General features: G+C 62.0%; 15 protein-coding genes. 5 read left to right on the top strand and 10 right to left on the bottom strand.

Annotated elements, in window-relative coordinates; all coding sequences use genetic code 11:
- The 4 genes from AC1Q67_RS07575 to AC1Q67_RS07590 form a co-directional block, all read right to left on the bottom strand.
- On the bottom strand, positions 1-125 hold a 125-nt coding region (locus tag AC1Q67_RS07575; RefSeq protein ID WP_492238153.1), incomplete at its 3' end, for a proton-translocating transhydrogenase family protein.
- Positions 122-1,249, bottom strand: coding sequence for a Re/Si-specific NAD(P)(+) transhydrogenase subunit alpha (locus tag AC1Q67_RS07580; RefSeq protein ID WP_492234602.1), 1,128 nt, complete (start codon positions 1,247-1,249; stop codon positions 122-124). The genes AC1Q67_RS07575 and AC1Q67_RS07580, both read right to left, overlap by 4 nt.
- A 71-nt stretch (positions 1,250-1,320) precedes the next feature.
- Entirely contained in the window at positions 1,321-1,473 is a 153-nt protein-coding gene (locus tag AC1Q67_RS07585) for an aa3-type cytochrome c oxidase subunit IV (RefSeq protein WP_024574289.1), read from the bottom strand.
- Positions 1,474-1,660: 187 nt separating this feature from the next.
- Positions 1,661-3,538, bottom strand: coding sequence for a M3 family oligoendopeptidase (locus tag AC1Q67_RS07590; protein ID WP_492234601.1), 1,878 nt, complete (start codon positions 3,536-3,538; stop codon positions 1,661-1,663).
- Between the two features lie 154 nt (positions 3,539-3,692).
- On the opposite strand from AC1Q67_RS07590, the gene AC1Q67_RS07595 reads away from it, so the two are divergent.
- From AC1Q67_RS07595 to mepK, 3 genes are all read left to right on the top strand, one after another.
- Positions 3,693-5,207: a sigma-54-dependent transcriptional regulator gene (locus AC1Q67_RS07595; protein WP_492234600.1), complete on the top strand. Its 1,515-nt coding sequence runs from the start codon at positions 3,693-3,695 to the stop codon at positions 5,205-5,207.
- Positions 5,208-5,539: 332 nt separating this feature from the next.
- On the top strand, positions 5,540-7,642 hold the full coding sequence (locus AC1Q67_RS07600; RefSeq protein ID WP_492234599.1) for a L,D-transpeptidase family protein: 2,103 nt from the start codon (positions 5,540-5,542) through the stop codon (positions 7,640-7,642).
- Between the two features lie 419 nt (positions 7,643-8,061).
- The gene (gene mepK / locus AC1Q67_RS07605; RefSeq protein ID WP_492234598.1) at positions 8,062-9,693 is read left to right on the top strand and encodes a peptidoglycan L,D-endopeptidase MepK; all 1,632 of its coding nucleotides are present in this window, start codon (positions 8,062-8,064) and stop codon (positions 9,691-9,693) included.
- 124 nt (positions 9,694-9,817) lie between these two features.
- Here mepK and AC1Q67_RS07610 read toward each other — a convergent pair whose 3' ends face one another.
- Together AC1Q67_RS07610 and AC1Q67_RS07615 are read right to left on the bottom strand one after the other, a co-directional pair.
- The gene (locus AC1Q67_RS07610) at positions 9,818-10,090 is read right to left on the bottom strand and encodes a DUF2312 domain-containing protein (RefSeq protein WP_024574284.1); all 273 of its coding nucleotides are present in this window, start codon (positions 10,088-10,090) and stop codon (positions 9,818-9,820) included.
- A 175-nt stretch (positions 10,091-10,265) separates the two neighbouring features.
- Entirely contained in the window at positions 10,266-10,568 is a 303-nt protein-coding gene (locus AC1Q67_RS07615) for a DUF1244 domain-containing protein (protein ID WP_492234597.1), read from the bottom strand.
- A gap of 274 nt (positions 10,569-10,842) precedes the next feature.
- On the opposite strand from AC1Q67_RS07615, the gene AC1Q67_RS07620 reads away from it, so the two are divergent.
- Together AC1Q67_RS07620 and pyk are read left to right on the top strand one after the other, a co-directional pair.
- Positions 10,843-11,394 carry a DUF1036 domain-containing protein gene (locus AC1Q67_RS07620; RefSeq protein ID WP_492234596.1) on the top strand — a complete coding sequence of 184 codons (552 nt, stop codon included), beginning with the start codon at positions 10,843-10,845 and terminating at the stop codon, positions 11,392-11,394.
- Positions 11,391-12,827: a pyruvate kinase gene (gene pyk, locus AC1Q67_RS07625; RefSeq protein WP_024574281.1), complete on the top strand. Its 1,437-nt coding sequence runs from the start codon at positions 11,391-11,393 to the stop codon at positions 12,825-12,827. The genes AC1Q67_RS07620 and pyk overlap by 4 nt, the downstream gene beginning before the upstream one ends.
- Positions 12,828-12,843: 16 nt before the next feature.
- Here pyk and AC1Q67_RS07630 read toward each other — a convergent pair whose 3' ends face one another.
- The 4 genes from AC1Q67_RS07630 to AC1Q67_RS07645 form a co-directional block, all read right to left on the bottom strand.
- Entirely contained in the window at positions 12,844-14,325 is a 1,482-nt protein-coding gene (locus tag AC1Q67_RS07630; RefSeq protein ID WP_492234594.1) for a DUF1254 domain-containing protein, read from the bottom strand.
- 360 nt (positions 14,326-14,685) lie between these two features.
- Positions 14,686-15,087: a phasin family protein gene (locus AC1Q67_RS07635; RefSeq protein WP_492234593.1), complete on the bottom strand. Its 402-nt coding sequence runs from the start codon at positions 15,085-15,087 to the stop codon at positions 14,686-14,688.
- Between the two features lie 164 nt (positions 15,088-15,251).
- On the bottom strand, positions 15,252-15,635 hold the full coding sequence (locus AC1Q67_RS07640; protein WP_492234592.1) for a hypothetical protein: 384 nt from the start codon (positions 15,633-15,635) through the stop codon (positions 15,252-15,254).
- A gap of 176 nt (positions 15,636-15,811) precedes the next feature.
- Complete coding sequence (locus AC1Q67_RS07645) at positions 15,812-16,780, bottom strand: alpha/beta fold hydrolase (protein ID WP_492234591.1); 969 nt, start codon at positions 16,778-16,780, stop codon at positions 15,812-15,814.
- Positions 16,781-16,865: the final 85 nt, after the last annotated feature.

Below are 16,865 nucleotides of genomic sequence, written 5' to 3' on the forward strand. Positions count from 1 at the left end.
GTATGAAGCGCAGGCGTCACCGACCACACCACGAAATAACCCACGAAAACCGCGAGAACGAAAATCGACAACCGGAAGACAAACGGGTCGACAGCCTCAATTCCATGCATGTCGGCTCTCCTTATGCTTTCGGCTGGAAATTCGGATGGATGACAGCGCCGTCCCTGGTCAGGGCGGTGGCCTTCACCAGTTCGTCGTCCCACTTCACGGCGAGCGACTTGGCGGCCTTGTCGTAAAGCGTCTCGATGAACGACAGCAGGTTGCGGGCATAAAGGCTCGATGCCGAGGCCGCGACCTTGCCGGCGAGATTGGTGTAGCCGACGATCTTGACGCCGCCGACATCCGCCACCTCATTGGCCTTCGCACCTTCGACGTTGCCGCCGCGTTCGACCGCGAGATCGACCAGCACGGAGCCTGGCTTCATCGACGCCACCATCTCGGCGGTGATGAGCTTCGGCGCGGGGCGGCCCGGGATCAGCGCGGTGGTGATGACGATGTCCTGCTTCTTGATGTGCTCCGCCGTGAGCGCGGCCTGCTTGGCCTGATACTCTTTCGACATTTCCTTGGCATAGCCGCCGGCGGTCTGCGCGTTCTTGAATTCCTCGTCCTCGACGGCAAGGAACTTGGCGCCCAGCGATTCAACCTGCTCCTTCGTCGCAGGCCGCACGTCGGTCGCGGTGACCACAGCGCCGAGACGGCGCGCGGTCGCGATCGCCTGCAATCCGGCGACGCCGACGCCCATCACGAAGACCTTCGCCGCAGGCACGGTGCCCGCCGCGGTCATCATCATCGGGAAGGCGCGGCCGAAGGCTTCAGCCGCTTCGACCACGGCGCGATAGCCCGCGAGGTTCGCCTGCGAGGACAGCACGTCCATCACCTGCGCGCGGGTGATGCGCGGCATCAGCTCCATCGCGAAGGCCGAGACGCCGGCATCGGCCAGCGCCTTCAACGCAGCTTCGTTGCCGTAGGGGTCCATGATCGCGATGACCAGTGCGCCCTTCTTGTACCTGGCAACTTCAGATGCCTCGGGACGCTTTACCTTGATGACGATGTCGGCATCTTTCACCGCATCGGCGCTGACAACAGCGCCCGCAGCCTCATAGTCCGCGTCCAGCACGCCGGACTTGATGCCCGCGCCAGGCTCGATCGCAACGTCGATCCCCAGCGCCTTGAATTTCTTGACTGTGTCGGGCGTCGCCGCAACACGCGGCTCCGCCGCATCGACTTCCTTGGCTATCGCAATTTTCATGACGCCTCCCGCAGCCGTTCGGCCGCGCATGACTTAATCACCGGCCACGCTGCCGGTACAACGAATTTCAATCAGGTGAGAAAGATCGCCATCAGGGCGACGATGGCGACGACGGCGATCGTGCCGTACTTCGTCATCATGAGAAAACCTTCGTAGGTCTGCTCGTGCGCGGGATAGTCCATGCCATCCGCCGTGGTGTACGCAACTTCGTTGTGGTCGGCCATCGATCCCCTCCAGCGCCATCCTCAATTGTGACGCGAATTAGCCCAATTGCGAGACAAGGGCAACTTTCGTCGTAGGTGCATTCAGGATTAAACACGCCTGCATGCAAGCCATGCAATGGCCCCGCGGAAAATTTCCGCAATGCGGAACGGGAGGGCCTCCACACCGGGCCATTGCTTCAAATAGAGGCTACCCCATCGTCTCCAGCTCGGCGATCAGGCTCTCGATCACCGACAGCCCGCCGTCCCAGAACCTGGGATCCTTGGCATCCAGCCCAAACGGTTGGAGCAATTCGGAATAATGTTTCGTGCCGCCCGCCGAAAGCATGTCGAGATAACGCTCCGCGAAGCCTTCCGAGGCATTCTCGTAGACCGCATAAAGCGAATTCACGAGACAGTCGCCGAAGGCATAGGCGTAAACATAGAAAGGCGAATGGATGAAATGCGGGATGTACATCCAGTACGTCTCGTAGCCCGGCTTGATCTCGATCGCGGGGCCAAGGCTTTCGCCCTGCACGCTGAGCCAGATTTCGCCGATACGCTCGGCGGTGAGCTCGCCGTTGCGTCGCTCGGTGTGGACCGCACGCTCGAACGAGTAGAATGCGATCTGGCGCACAACCGTGTTGATCATGTCCTCGACCTTGCCGGCGAGCAGCGCCTGACGCTCCTTCGCGTTTTTGGTCTGGGCCAAGAGCCGCTTGAAGGTCAGCATCTCGCCGAACACGCTGGCGGTCTCGGCCAGCGTCAGCGGCGTCGGCGCCATCAGCGCGCCCTGCTTGGCAGCAAGCACCTGATGCACGCCATGGCCAAGCTCATGCGCGAGCGTCATGACGTCGCGCGGCTTGCCCTGATAATTCATCAGCACATAGGGATGCGCCGACGGCGTGGTCGGATGCGAGAACGCACCCGGCGCCTTGCCCGGACGCACCGGCGCATCGATCCAGCGATCATCGAAGAAGCGTTCCGCGATGCTCGCCATCTGCGGCGAGAAATCTCCGTAGGCTTTCAGAATCGTGCTCTTGGCGTCATTCCATCCGATCTGGCTTTTCGCAGCGAACGGCAGCGGCGCATTGCGGTCCCAGTAGGGCAACGTCTTCTTTTTGAACCAGCGCGCCTTCATCTTGTAATATCTGTGAGAGAGCCGCGGATACGCCGCGCGCACCGAGGCGACCAGCGCATCGACGACCTCGCGCTCCACCCGGTTCGCAAGATGGCGCGAATCCGCGATGTCCTGAAAGCCGCGCCAGCGGTCGGAGATTTCCTTGTCTTTGGCGAGCGTGTTGGTGATCAGCGCAAAGGTGCGCTCGTTGGCCTTGAAGGTTTTCGCCAGCGCCTGTGCCGCAGCCTTGCGCTTGGCCGGCGCGCGGTCCTGCAACAGCGTCAGCGTGGGCTCGATGGCCAGCTCCTTGCCTGCCACCTTGAAACGCAGGCCTGCGATGGTCTGGTCGAACTGCCTGTTCCACGCGCCATAGGCCGTCTGCGATTTTTCATGGAACAGTTGCTCGACGCGATCCTCGAGCTGGTAAGGCTTGTCCTTGCGCAGGTCCTCGATCCACGGCCGGTAATGATTGAGCGACGGCGTTCCCATCGCGCGCTCGATCACCTCGTCATCGACGCGGTTGAGTTCGAGCGCGAAGAACAGGAGATGGGTCGAAGCTGCAGTGATGCGCTCGGAGATGTCGCCATAGAATTTCGAGATCGCCGCATCGACCGTGTTGCCCGCGTGCGCGAGCCCGGCATAGGACGCCAGCCGCCCGGCGAGATCGTCGATCGCCTCATAGCTTCTGATCGCTTCGGCAAGCCACTCACCGCCGTCCGACGCAGCAACCTGTTCCGCGATCTTGCCCTTATAGGCATTCTCGAACGCCACGCAGTCGGCATCAAGCTTGTCGAGATCGCGTGTCACCTCGGGCGCATCGATCGCCGGATAGAGGTCGGTCAAATTCCACTCGGGCAATTTGGCTGCCTTGCCCGGCGCACCGGACGCCTTCCTGGCAGGAGCTTTGGCCTTGGGAGCAGTTTTCGATTTTGCCGGAGATTTGCGGAGAGCCGATGTGCGCAAAGCCATATTTCAATCCGTGATGTTCAAGATCGTGCGGGACGCGTGACGATTGCAGCAGTTGTGGACAAAGCCAACTCTTAAGAGGTCGTTAATCTGCGTCGGCCAGAGTGCCCCGATTCGAGACATGTTGTTGAGATAGTCCAGAGTTGCGGGGAATGCCATGGTTGCGACTGTTCTGATTGCCGACGACGATGCCGTACAGCGTCGCCTCGTCGAGAACATGGTGCAGCGCTGCGGTTACGACGCCGTGACAGTGGACAGCGGCGATGCCGCCCTTGCCCATCTGATCGATCCCGACACGAAACCCGTCGATGCCCTGGTGCTCGATCTCGTCATGCCCGGCCTCGACGGTATGGGCGTGCTGGCCAAGATTCGTGATCTCGGCCTCGATCTGCCCGTGATCGTGCAGACCGCCCATGGCGGCATCGACAATGTGGTGTCCGCAATGCGGGCCGGGGCGCACGATTTCGTGGTGAAACCGGTCGGCATCGAGCGCCTGCAGGTGTCGCTGCGCAACGCGCTTAACGCCAGTGCGCTGAAAGGCGAACTGCAGCGCATCCGCCACCGCCGCGAAGGCAAGCTCACTTTCGCCGACATCGTTACCCGTTCCGAGACGATGAATCATGTCATCGCGATGGGCAAGAAAGCGGCATCGTCCACGATTCCGGTGCTGATCGAAGGCGAATCCGGCGTCGGCAAGGAACTGATCGCGCGCGCCATCCACGGCTCCTCCAACCGCAGCGCCAAGCCTTTCATCACCGTGAACTGCGGCGCGATCCCGGACAATCTCGTGGAGTCGCTGCTGTTCGGTCACGAGAAGGGGGCGTTCACCGGCGCCACCGAGCGCCATGCCGGAAAATTCGTTGAAGCCAACGGCGGCACGCTGTTCCTCGACGAGATCAGCGAACTGCCGCTGGCGGCGCAGGTGAAATTGCTGCGCGCCTTGCAGCAGGGCGAAGTCGAAGCCGTCGGCGGGCGCAAGCCGGTCAAGGTCGATGTCCGGATCGTATCGGCGACCAATCGCAATCTGCTCAATCAGGTGAAGGCCGGAGCCTTCCGCGAAGACCTGTTTTACCGGCTGCATGTGCTGCCGCTGACGATTCCGCCGTTGCGGACGCGCCGCGAGGACATCCCGCATCTGGTCCGTCACTTCATGGCGCGCATCGCCGCCGAAGAGAACCGGCCGGTCACCGGCGTCAGCGGCGAAGCGATGTCGCTGCTCGGACAGATGCCCTGGCCGGGCAATGTCCGTCAGCTCGAAAACGCCGTGTACCGCGCGGTTGTGATGAGCGATGGCGGCCAACTCGGGCCGGATGACTTTCCCCAGACCGGTGGGGTGCCGGCGGCTCCAATGACCGACGCCGAACCGGTGATCTTGGACAGTCCCCCCTCGTCGCCGACTGATGTTGTTTCCGGTGCCGAAATACCTATCGCTCCTGCTTCTGTGCCCCATCGGTCTATGCCGATCTACGGCACCCTGGCCATGCTGGGCGAGGATGGGGAGGTCCGGCCGCTCGACGACATGGAAGCCGAAACCATCCGGTTCGCCATCGCCCATTACCGCGGACAAATGTCCGAAGTCGCGCGGCGGCTGAAAATCGGACGCTCGACGCTGTACCGGAAAATCGACGAGGCTGCGGCCTCCGGCAGGGAACCCATCGCCCCCTCACGCTAACGCGAATCACGCCCTGACATGGAACGAATGCACGGCTTTTTCGCTTCTCTGTTTGAACCGTTGCGAGCCGGTGACAGACAGAGGAAAAGCGCGCGGCAATGCGCGCAAATCGTTGCAAGAAATGCCGAATTGAAGTCATTTCTTTGGAGTTGACTTCGAGTTGATCCGGCAGCGACTGGCCGCTTCAAGCTGGCGCGTGTACCGTTTCGCAGTGTTTTCAATGCGGGATTGCGTAGCAAAGTCCGATCAAGCCGGCGCTTTTGCAACAGGTACTGACGGAAACCATCATGAGCTGTTCCATGCAGGAGCAGTGTCGTCCAAGGGGTGCGAGAATGCATGACTTTTCGACCGGCCACCGCAAGGGCCTTCAAGGCTTCGACCGGGTCCTGATGGCCGTGGCGGCCACCTTCCTCACGGTTGCCGCAAGCACCGCCGTCGCTCAGTCCGGCCCGTCAAAGAGCCCTGCGGATCTCGCCATCGACGCGGCCGTGCCGCTTCCCGAACCCGCCAACGTGCCGCCGCCGACGGTCAGCGATTTCAAGCTGGACACCGTGACGGCTGCACCGGCCACGACAGCTCCGAAGAAGGAAGAGGCAGCTGCCCCCGCCGCGGCTCCGGTCACCACCGCAACCGTTCCTCCCGCTGCGACAGCGCCGACCGCAACGCCGCCAGCCACCACGCCGCCGGCAGCCGCAGCAGCAGCGCCGGCCGTTGAGCCCGCCAAAGCCGCTCCCGCTGTTGCAGCCGCCGATCAGCCCGTCGCCGACAAGCTGCGCGACCTGATTGCAACCAAGGGTGCGCGCTACTTCGACCGCAAGAACGAGCGCACCGCCGTCGAGAACTTCTACAAGGACCGCAGCTACGCGCCGCTGTGGAGCGAATCCGGAGCAGTCACCGCGCGCGCCAAGAGCGTGATTGCGCGTCTCAAGGATGCGAGCAGCGAAGGCCTGAACCCAGCCGATTATCCGACGCCGGATTTCGCCGCGGCCTCCACACCTGACGCACAGGCCGAGGCCGAACTGCGCCTGACCGAAAGCATGCTCGACTATGCGCGCCACGCCCAGAGCGGCCGCATGCACTGGTCGCGCGTCAGTGCGGATATCTCCTATCCCGAACATCCGGTCGATCCGGTCGAGGTCCTGATCAACGTCTCGACGGCGAAGGATGCCTCGGCGGCACTCGAGGGCTACAACCCGCCGCACAAGGGCTACAAGGCCCTGAAAGCGAAGCTCGCCGATCTGCGCGGCATCACGGAAGACACCTCCAAGCATATCGCCGAAGGTGACGTGCTGAAGTTCGTCAAGCCGACGAAGAAGAATGCGAACCCGGTTGTGATGGAAGACGAGCGCGTGCCGGCCCTGCGCGCGAAACTTCACGTGACGGAAAACGCCGACGACAAGCGTTACGATGCAGCGGTTGCGGATGCGGTCCGCAAGTTCCAGTCGAACAACGATCTGAAGGCGACCGGCGTCCTCGACAACGCCACCGTCCGCGCCATGAACGGCCCGAAGAACGACCGCAAGATCGACATCGTGCGCGCGAACATGGAACGCTGGCGCTGGCTGCCGCGTGAGCTCGGCGCGAAGCAGCTCGGCGATGCCTACGTGATCCTCAATATTCCTGATTACACGCTGAAGCTGATGCACAACGGCAAGCAGGTCTGGACCACGCGCGTTGTCGTCGGCAAGCCGGGCAAGCACGCCACGCCTGAACTGACGGAGACGATGAAGTTCATCACCGTCAACCCGACGTGGAACGTGCCGCCGTCGATCATCTACAACGAGTACCTGCCCGCGCTGGCGCAGGACCCGACCGTGCTCGACCGCATGGGACTCAAGCTCGCGCGCGCCGCCGACGGCAGCGTCCGCATCTCGCAGCCGCCGGGCGAAGCCAATGCACTCGGCCGCATCCGCTTCAACTTCCCGAACAAGTTCCTCGTCTATCAGCACGACACGCCGGACAAGCACCTGTTCGCCAAGGAAGAGCGCGCCTTCAGCCACGGCTGCATGCGCGTGCAGAACCCGGATCAGTACGCAGCGAATCTGCTGAGCATCGCGCTGCCGAAGGAGGGCTACACGCCCGAGAAGATCAAGGCGATGTACGGCCGCAGCGAACTCAACATCAACTTCCCGACGCCGATCCCGGTCAACATCACCTATCAGACGGCGTTCGTTGACGACGCGGGCAAGCTCGAATTCCGCAAGGACATCTACGGCCGCGATGCCCGGGTGATCTCGATGCTCAAGGGCAGCGAAGGCAAGGAGATGGAAATGGCCGTCTCACATGCCCAGCCGAACTATGTCCGCCCCACCAACGTTCGGGTTCCCGGAGACAGCTTCGCCAGCAACAGCGGCATGGGCTTCTTTGAACGCCTGTTCGGGGCGCCGACCCCGCCGCCGGCCCCGGTCCGCGGTCAGCGCCGGGTGGTTCGCTAAGGGCCGGATTTCAGCCAAACGGGGCTGATTTTCCCGGTTTTCCCGGTTCCAGGGCTCCGCTTACGGCGGGGCCCTTTTTGTTAACCATTGCCCACAAAGCATTCCGCCCCGGATCGGCCTACCGGCCCTTTTTTGCCATACTCGCAGCGGCATACTTGGCCCTTCACGGGCCTGTGACAGACTTGGGTAAGATTGACTTGGGCAAGACTGACTAAGACTTGGGATCGCTAAAGACTTGGGCAACTGAAGACTGGGCAAACGAAGACTTGGGCAAACGAAGACTTGGGTAGACCTGACTGCAAGGCGTGGGGATTGGTAAATATCGATTAACCCTCCTGCCTTAGGACTATGTTCATCCTCTCCCGTTGCGTGGGGTAGCGGGGGATCACCTAACAGACTGACGGCTGACGGGATTCTGAGTGGCGGGCGGTTTTCCACGCGGCATTGGCTTTGAATGGCTTTCGCGCACTTCGGTGCGCGTCGGCCTTGCCTCGCTGCTGCTGGTCGCCACCAACGCCCGCTCCGTCCACAACGCCACCGCCGACGGCGACACCCGCACCCTCTCCTTCCACCACACCCATTCCGGCGAAGACCTCACGGTCACCTTCAAGCGCAACGGCCGCTACGACGAAGCCTCGCTGAAGAAACTCAATCACTTCCTGCGCGACTGGCGCAGCCAAGACTCCACCACCATGGACCGCCGGCTGTTCGACATCGTCTGGGAAGTCTACCGCGACGTCGACGGCAAGCAGCCGATCCAGATCATCTCCGCCTATCGCTCGCCCGCCACCAACGCCATGCTCCGCCGCCGCTCCTCGGGAGTGGCGCGCCACAGCCAGCATATGCAGGGCCACGCGATGGATTTCTTCATCCCCGGCGTGCCCCTCGAACAGATCCGCTACGCCGGACTTCGCCTGCAACGTGGCGGCGTCGGCTTCTACCCCACCTCCGGATCGCCGTTCGTGCATCTCGATGTCGGCAGCATCCGCCACTGGCCGCGCATGACCCACGACCAACTCGCGCGCGTGTTCCCCGATGGCCGCACCGTGCATGTGCCGTCCGACGGCAAGCCGCTGAAGAACTATGAGCTTGCGCTGGCCGACATTCAGCGCCGCGGCAACGGCGAGGACATCGCCGCGCCGTCGAAGTCGAAGAGTTTCCTGGCCTCGCTGTTCGGCCGCAAGACGGCGGACGACGAGGAAGAGGTCGGCAACGACGATGTCGCACGTGGCGGCAAGGTTACGCAGGTGGCGATGGCCGCAGCCGACAAGGCCAAGGACGCTGCGCAAGCCACCGTCACCGCCGCCGAGAAGGTTCTCGAACGCGTGCCGTTGCCCCGCTCGAAGCCCGCAGGCGCGACGTCCTATCAGGTTGCGTCCGCCGACACGAAGACCGTCACCGCACCCAAGCAACCTCAACCCGCGCTCAAGCCTGTTCCGTCTGACGAATACGCCCCGCAATCCCCCATCGACATCATCAACGCGCGCGGCTTCTGGGACAATGAACCCGCGCCGAAACCCGCCGCAGCACAGGCCCAGATCGCCGCCCTCAAGGCCCGCGGCGCGGTGGTCGCTTCCGATCCGCAGTTCACCGCCAGCCTGCCGCAGAACGTATCGCAGGCGCTGGCCTATGCGCCCGCGGATGCCCCGCTCGACCGGGCCCAGATCGTCGCCGCCAGCGCGCCCGTTCCGCGCAGCAACCCGCGCCTCGCCGCACTCGCACCCAATCCGATGTCCGGCGCAGAGATCAAGGCCACCCGTCAGGGCCCGGTCGCGACCGCGGCCCGTATCAAGCAGGCCTCCCAGACCAACGACATCTGGATGCGCGCGATGATCCTCGCGCCGAGCGCCAGCACGTCACTGTCCGTTTCGTCGCTCGGCGATCAGGACATGACCGTGATGCGTGTCCACTTCGTCAAGCCGAACGCGGCGGTGGCGATGACGTTCTCCGAAGATCCGCAGATGGGCATCGTCTGCGAGAAGTTCACGGGACCTGCGACCGCGACGCTGTCGACCACATCGTTCGCGATGCGCACCGCCGCGCTGCGGTAAACCGTCATTGCCGGGCAATAGCCGGCGTCGCTTCGCTCGCCTATGACCCGGCAATCCATCTTCTCAAGATCTCTGGATGGATGCGCGGGTCAAGCCCGCGCCTGACAAACAGTATGTGAATGCCTCACAGCATTCCGAGCGCCTGCATGTAGGTCTCCAGGATCGTTTCCTGTTCCTGGCGCTCGTCGGCATCCTGCTTGCGCATGCGGATGATGGTCCGCAGTGCCTTCACATCGAAGCCGTTACCCTTGGCCTCGCCGTAAACGTCCTTGATGTCGTCGCTGATGGCCTTCTTTTCTTCCTCGAGCTTCTCGATCCGCTCGATGATGGCCTTGAGCTGACCCTTGGCGAAGCTATGCGCGGTGTCGTCGTTGTCTTTCTCGGCAGGCATAGCCATCGGAGATACTCCTGAACTCGATATGGGGCTTTAGGAAAGCGTGCGCGGCCGCACGTCATTGGCGGGTCACACTCAAGAGTGGGGGCTGTCCCGTCAAGGCAGAGTCACGGTCATCCACAGTGACCCACAGAAGAAAGAAAAGCCGGCGCTGGCGCGCCGATTTCGCTTGCGTGTTTCAGTGACCGGCGTGGCTCTTCTTCAGCGCCGCCTGCTGCTCCGGTGTCGCGTCGGTCTGATAGGTCGCCTTCCAGGTCTCGTAGGGCATGCCATAGACCGCCTCGCGGCTGTCGTCCTTGCTCAGCGCCACGCCCTTCGCGTCGGCGGCCTCCTTCAGCCAGTTCGACAGGCAATTGCGGCAGAAGCCCGCAAGGTTCATCAGGTCGATATTCTGCACGTCGGTCCGTCCGCGCAGATGCGCGACCAGCCGGCGGAAAACCGCCGCTTCCAACTCTGTCCGGGTCTTGTCATCCATGGCCATGGTCATTTTTCCGCCATTTCATCCGTCATATGAGCCGTCCCATAAGGGCTTCTAACATGGGACCGTATCCGGTGATTTTCCATATGGCGGAAAAAACCAAACCGGCCCGCGCCGCAGCGCGGCAAGTGGCCTATTAATGCCTGCGCACGGTTTGGCGAAACCGCCAAGCCCCCTTATAGTGACGGGACCTGACCGGACATGAAATCTCAGCTTTTTGCCGATCATGGTCAATGTGTTACGCGAAATCAACGAACGGTTGATAGTACCTGGTTAGATGACAGCCCCGATTTCCCGCCGCATGACGCTTTCCCGCACGATTACCGCCGCCCTCACCGGGCTTGTCGCGCTGATCGGACTGTGCGCGTGGAGCGCACCGGCGGCTGCGGATTTCCGGCTCTGCAACAACACCTCGAGCCGGGTCGGCATCGCGCTTGGTTACAAGGACAATGAGGGCTGGGTTACGGAGGGCTGGTGGAACGTGTCGTCGCGGGCCTGCGAAACCCTGCTGCGTGGAACGCTTGTCGCACGATACTATTATATCTACGCCATCGACTATGACCGCGGCGGTGAGTGGTCGGGGCAAGCCTTCATGTGTTCACGCGACAAGGAATTCACCATCAAGGGCACGGAAGACTGTCTGGCACGCGGCTTCGACCGCACCGGCTATTTCGAGGTCGATACCGGCGAACAGCGGGCATGGACCGTGCAACTGACCGAATCCAACGAACAGAACCCGCGTACTCCAGGCCTTCCCGGCATGCCGAATGCGCCGGGGGCTGCACAACCCGGCGCACTTCCCGGTGCAGCTCCTGGAAATCCTAAATGAGACGTCTGCGACGCATCAAGATTCTCGCCACGCTTGGACCGGCATCGTCGGACAGCGCCTCCATCCGCAAGCTGTTCGAGGCCGGCGCGGACGTGTTCCGGATCAACATGAGCCACACGCCGCACGACAAGATGCGCGAGCTTGTGGCGACGATCCGCAATGTGGAAGGCAGCTACGGACGGCCGATCGGCATCCTGGTCGATCTTCAGGGACCGAAGCTGCGGCTGGGCAATTTCGAGAACGGTTTTGTCGAACTCAACAACGGCGCGATGTTCACGCTCGATTCGGATACGACGCCGGGCAACAAGAACCGCGTCCATCTTCCCCATCCGGAAATCCTGAAAGCGCTGCGGCCGGGGCATGCGCTGCTGATCGACGATGGCAAGCTTCGCCTGATCGCGGAGGAAACATCCCCCGATCACGCATTGGTCCGCGTCGTGACAGGCGGCAAGATGTCTGACCGCAAGGGCGTCAGCCTGCCCGACACCGATCTGCCGGTGTCGGCGATGACACCGAAGGACCGCGCCGATCTCGAGGCCGCGTTAGAAACCGGCATCGACTGGGTCGCGTTGTCGTTCGTGCAGCGCGCAGACGACGTCATCGAGGCCAAGAAGCTCGTGCGCGGCCGCGCGGCGATCATGTCGAAGATCGAGAAGCCGCAGGCAATCGACCGTCTTGCCGAAATCATGGAAGCCTCCGACGCGCTGATGGTTGCGCGCGGCGATCTCGGCGTCGAACTGCCGGCCGAACGGGTGCCCGGACTTCAGAAGCAGATGACGCGCATGGCGCGGCGCGCCGGCAAACCGGTGGTGATCGCGACGCAGATGCTCGAATCGATGATCACGTCACCGGTGCCGACACGCGCCGAAGTCTCCGACGTCGCCAACGCCGTATTCGAAGGCGCGGACGCCATCATGCTGTCGGCGGAATCCGCCGCGGGCAAGTTCCCGGTCGAAGCGGTACTGACCATGAACCGCATCGGCGAGGAATGCGAACGCGACCCGACCTATCGCGGCGTCATCGCCGCGCAGCGGCCCGAACCCGAAGCGACCGCCGGCGACGCCATTGCCGACGCGGCGCGGCAGATCGCCGAGACGCTCGATCTTTCAGCCATCGTCTGCTGGACCAGCTCCGGCTCGACCGCGCTGCGCGTTGCGCGCGAACGGCCGAAGCCGCCGGTGGTCGCCATCACACCGAGCGTCAATACCGGCCGGAAATTATCGCTGGTCTGGGGCGTGCATTGCGTGATCGCCGAAGACGCCCACGATCAGGACGACATGATCGACCGTGCGGCGCGTATCTCGTTCCGTGACGGCTTCGCAAAGGCCGGCCAGCGCGTCATCATCGTCGCCGGCGTGCCGCTTGGCACGCCGGGGACGACGAACATGGTGCGCATCGCCTATGTCGGCCCCGAGCGCGACGCCGACATCTGAGGACGATAGCTTCGTCCTACTTCGTCGACTGGCCCACCGTTTCCTGGACCCGCGTCACGGGCGGCGGATTCCATTTCCCGGTCAACGCGTCCGATTGAGGACCGTAGAGACGCATCGTCAGGTTGAATGCACCCTTTGGTGCAGGAAGCCAGTTCGCCTCCTTGTCCGCCCCCGGACTCTCGTTCTGGAAATACAGCGTGAGCGAGCCATCCGGATTGGTCTTGAAGGGCATCCAGCTGCTGACAGCAAACCGGTTAAGAGTGTTGGCAACCTGAAAACCGTCAGGATCATACAGCGTGAACGACCAGAAACCGTTCACCGGCGGCATGCTGCCCTTGTCGAAATTGATCGTATACTTGTGGGCGCCGTCGAGCGGTTTGCCGGTGTCGTCCGCGAGATTGAGCGGATAGATCGCGTCCTCAGGCAGGTTCGCGCCGAGACCCATCTGCGCGACGATGGCTCGCTTGAGATAATAGTTTCCATACACGCCCATCGTGTCGGTGTTCATCGACCAGCCGTTCACAACACGGGCGAGCGTCGGCACCTTCCATTCCATCAGCTTTCGCGCAGCTTCCGGGGCGGATTCGATCGCCTTCCTCACCGCCGGATCAACCCTCGCAATATCGAAACTCTTCCCCGGTTCGATGCCGATCCGCTTCATCTGCGCAATGATCGGCTGGTCGGTGTCGTGGGGCGGGTTGATCTTGAGAATCTCGGACGCGTAAGCGAAGTATTTGCCGGCCGCCATGGTATCGACCTGGGTCTTTGGCGGCGTCTTCATGTCGATAGACGGGTCGATCCTGACCTCGACCGGCTTTGCCGGCTTTCCCCATTCCGACAGCGGCGTGATCTTGTAGCCGGCCTGGATCTTGTGAACCGCGGCATAGTCCGGCGGGCCATCCGTCTTGGTCCGTCCGATGACCCAGACCTGCGGCGTCGGCGCGTGAATGACCTGCGTTTCCTTTGGAAGCTTGAACTCCTCGACCAGCCGGTCCCGCAGATCAGGCCGCCAGTTCGGGGGCACGATCAGGAAGTTTCCGGCTTGCGTTCCCGTGGTGCGCGATCCCGGAGAAGCGAAAACATCCGACCACATGTCGAGCATGGGAAGGAGATAAAAGCGGCCGGCTGTGTCCGGCGCGGAAACGACGACGGGTCCCTTCGTCATGTCCAGATAGCCACTGGAATACAGCGTATCGAAATTCGGACGAACGACGGCCCTCATGTCGGCCGCCGGAAACTCCGGAATGTTGGCAAACGTGTTCGCAGGTCCGCCAATTCCCTTACCCGGCTCCGCGTTCGTCAGTTGCTTACGCGTAACATCCATCGTCACCAGCGGATAGAAATAGATGTAGGCGTCGGTCGCGATCGCGAGGGCTTCCTGCTCGGAAAGCGGCGCGGTCTGTGCCGTTGCGGTGATTGGGATTTGCAATGTTCCTGCCGCGGCCAGCGCAGCGAACAGTCTCAAGCTGAAATGAGCTTTCTTCACGGGAGTAAGCATCACACGTCCTCCGTTCGATTTTCAATTTCCCTTGGCAATACTGAGAGAGAGAGAGAGAGAGAGAGAGAGAGAGCACGGGCATTCGTGCGCTGCATCGGAGAGGGCACTGGCGCAGCCACTCTGAAAAATCGCCCGCATTGAAAATTACTCTACGGTTCCCGATCGAGCAACCGAATGCAATTCGAAAGGTCAGGCTGGATGACCATTCGAGACAACGCGCATCAAATTTGATCGATTAGCGTGATACGCGGCGATACAGCCGAGCCTCACCACACAAGAAGTTTTTGGTGCAGGAGCATTGGCGCGCCCGGCATCTCGTCGGGCGCGTCGTAACGGCTGGGGCGCGGGTGCACGCTGATCTCAGGCAGCCTTGTCGGTATGGATGACCGTATCGCGGATTTCGCGCGCCGTGCGGCTCACATCCTCGACAGTCCCTTGAGTGAGCTTCAGCATGCGCTGTGCTTCCTCACCGTACTGGGTGAAAGCTGTCTGCCAGAATTGAGCATAGACCTGCTGGAGATCCTGCAACGAGCGGCAATCGTGGATCGAGCGGAAGAACTGGGCATCCTCACGGAGCCGCATCCCGACAAACTCGGACCATTCCTTGCCGACCGCCTGCATGTTGGTGCTGACCTGCGCGTTGAACTTCGCGATTTCGTTCAGCATGGTTCCGTTCATCTCGCTGACGCGCGCGAGATCGGGAAACGGAATCGTTTCCGCGACTTTCTTGAAAGCATTGTCATTGTTCGATGGGGTTGTCATGTCCGACCTTCATTCTGCTGGAGCGAGAACAGGACGCGTATAACAATGACACTCGATCACCGATCGATGGCAGCAGTATGATGCTCATCGCATCGTGAATGAAAAGATTCGTGCGCTCCGATGCACATGCATGTTGCGCACGCGAGCCAAACCTGACGAAAGACCTATCCAGCGGCCGCGCGGCGCTCGCTCCGAACCACCAGCCAGCCGAACAGCAGCATATCGCCGAGCAGGACAAACGATCCGATGCCTGCATAAGGCTCACCCGCCTTGTTGCCCGCGTGCAGCATCGCAACACCCACGGTCAACGCGATCGTGCCGACGATCCAGATCCATACCTGCGTCAGCGCGATACGCGAAACTTCCAGCGCCGGATGAAGGCGATAGAAAATCCCGAACAGAAACAACGACACCCAGCCGAGCAGGTTGAGGTGAGCGTGCGCGGGCATGGCGGAATGGTCCTGCGACATCGCCATGACGATGCCCCATGACATGCCGACGAGAACGGCGATGACAGCGGCGAAGAAACTCAAGGACGAAGCTTTCACGGAAATCTCCAATCAAAATCAAAATTGAGAAATGCGGCACGCGCCGCTGCGAAAGACGCCGAACTAGCAATGGCGGGAGCAGAAATCAACGCACCGGTTCCGTTACCACCAAAATTGCTTTCAATTACGTGGTAATTTTTCCCGCCGACGTGTCAGCGCGAGCGGTTCGGAGCGGATCAGTCAGGCTTGCGCGCGGTGGCGGAAAAAGCCTGGGCCTTGGCCGCGATCGCTTCGATCTCGGCAACAATCAGATCTGTTGCATAAACTTGCGGCATGTGGCCGCCGTTCGGCAACACCACGAGTTTGGTCTGTGGCACGGCGGCAGCGAATGGTCGCGAATGAATGTCGGTCGAAACGGTCTTGTCGGCGTCGCCGGTCACAATCGTCACCGGTATCCGGATCGACGGATACTTTGGCGACTGCCTGACCATTTCCGCCTTTAGCGTTGTGAGGTCCCGGGCATTGTCGAGAAACACCTGCGGCCGCAACACCATCCGCACCGCGGTCGCATCGATATAGCCGTCCGGCATCGTCTGCGGCGCGAACACATACCGCGTTCCAGGATCAACCATGAAGAGCCCGAGCGGCAGCGTGACCGTATAGGCGAGCAACTGTCCTATCACCGGAATGGACGCGATCCTGTTGTACCGTCCGACCCCGCCCGGCCACGGATACGCCACCGGCGACAGCATCATGATCGCGGCGACACGCCGCGGATGGTCCAGCGCCATAGTCGGCATCATCGCGCCGGCCCACGAGTGGCCGACCATGATCGCCTGATCGATACCGAGTTTGCCGAGCGCCTCGTCGATCATCCGGGCCTGAATCGCGGGCGTCGAATCTTCGGTGCGGTCGCGCGTGCTCCAGCCGTGGCCCGGCCGGTCGATCAGGAGGACGCGATGATCTTTCGCCAGCCGCTCGCCGAGCGGCTGGCGCATGGTTTGCAAGCTCGAACTCGCGCCATGAATGAGGACGATCGGCAGACCAGGCGCGTAAGTCGGGCCTAATTCCACGACATGAAGCCGCGCACCTTTGACGTCCACGAACCTCCCTTGCGGCGGATAGGCACGTTCAAGCGCAAGAACGCCCGCCTGCGTGATCAGCGCCAGCACCGCCAGCGCGACTACAACAGCCCAAACAATCATGGAAAGAATCCGGGGAACTTTCTGCACGGCGGGAAATACGAACGACCGGTGAATAGGTTTCACGTCAAAACAAACCGGCCGGTAT

This window comes from Afipia sp. GW823-FHT06G09 (assembly GCF_058794875.1).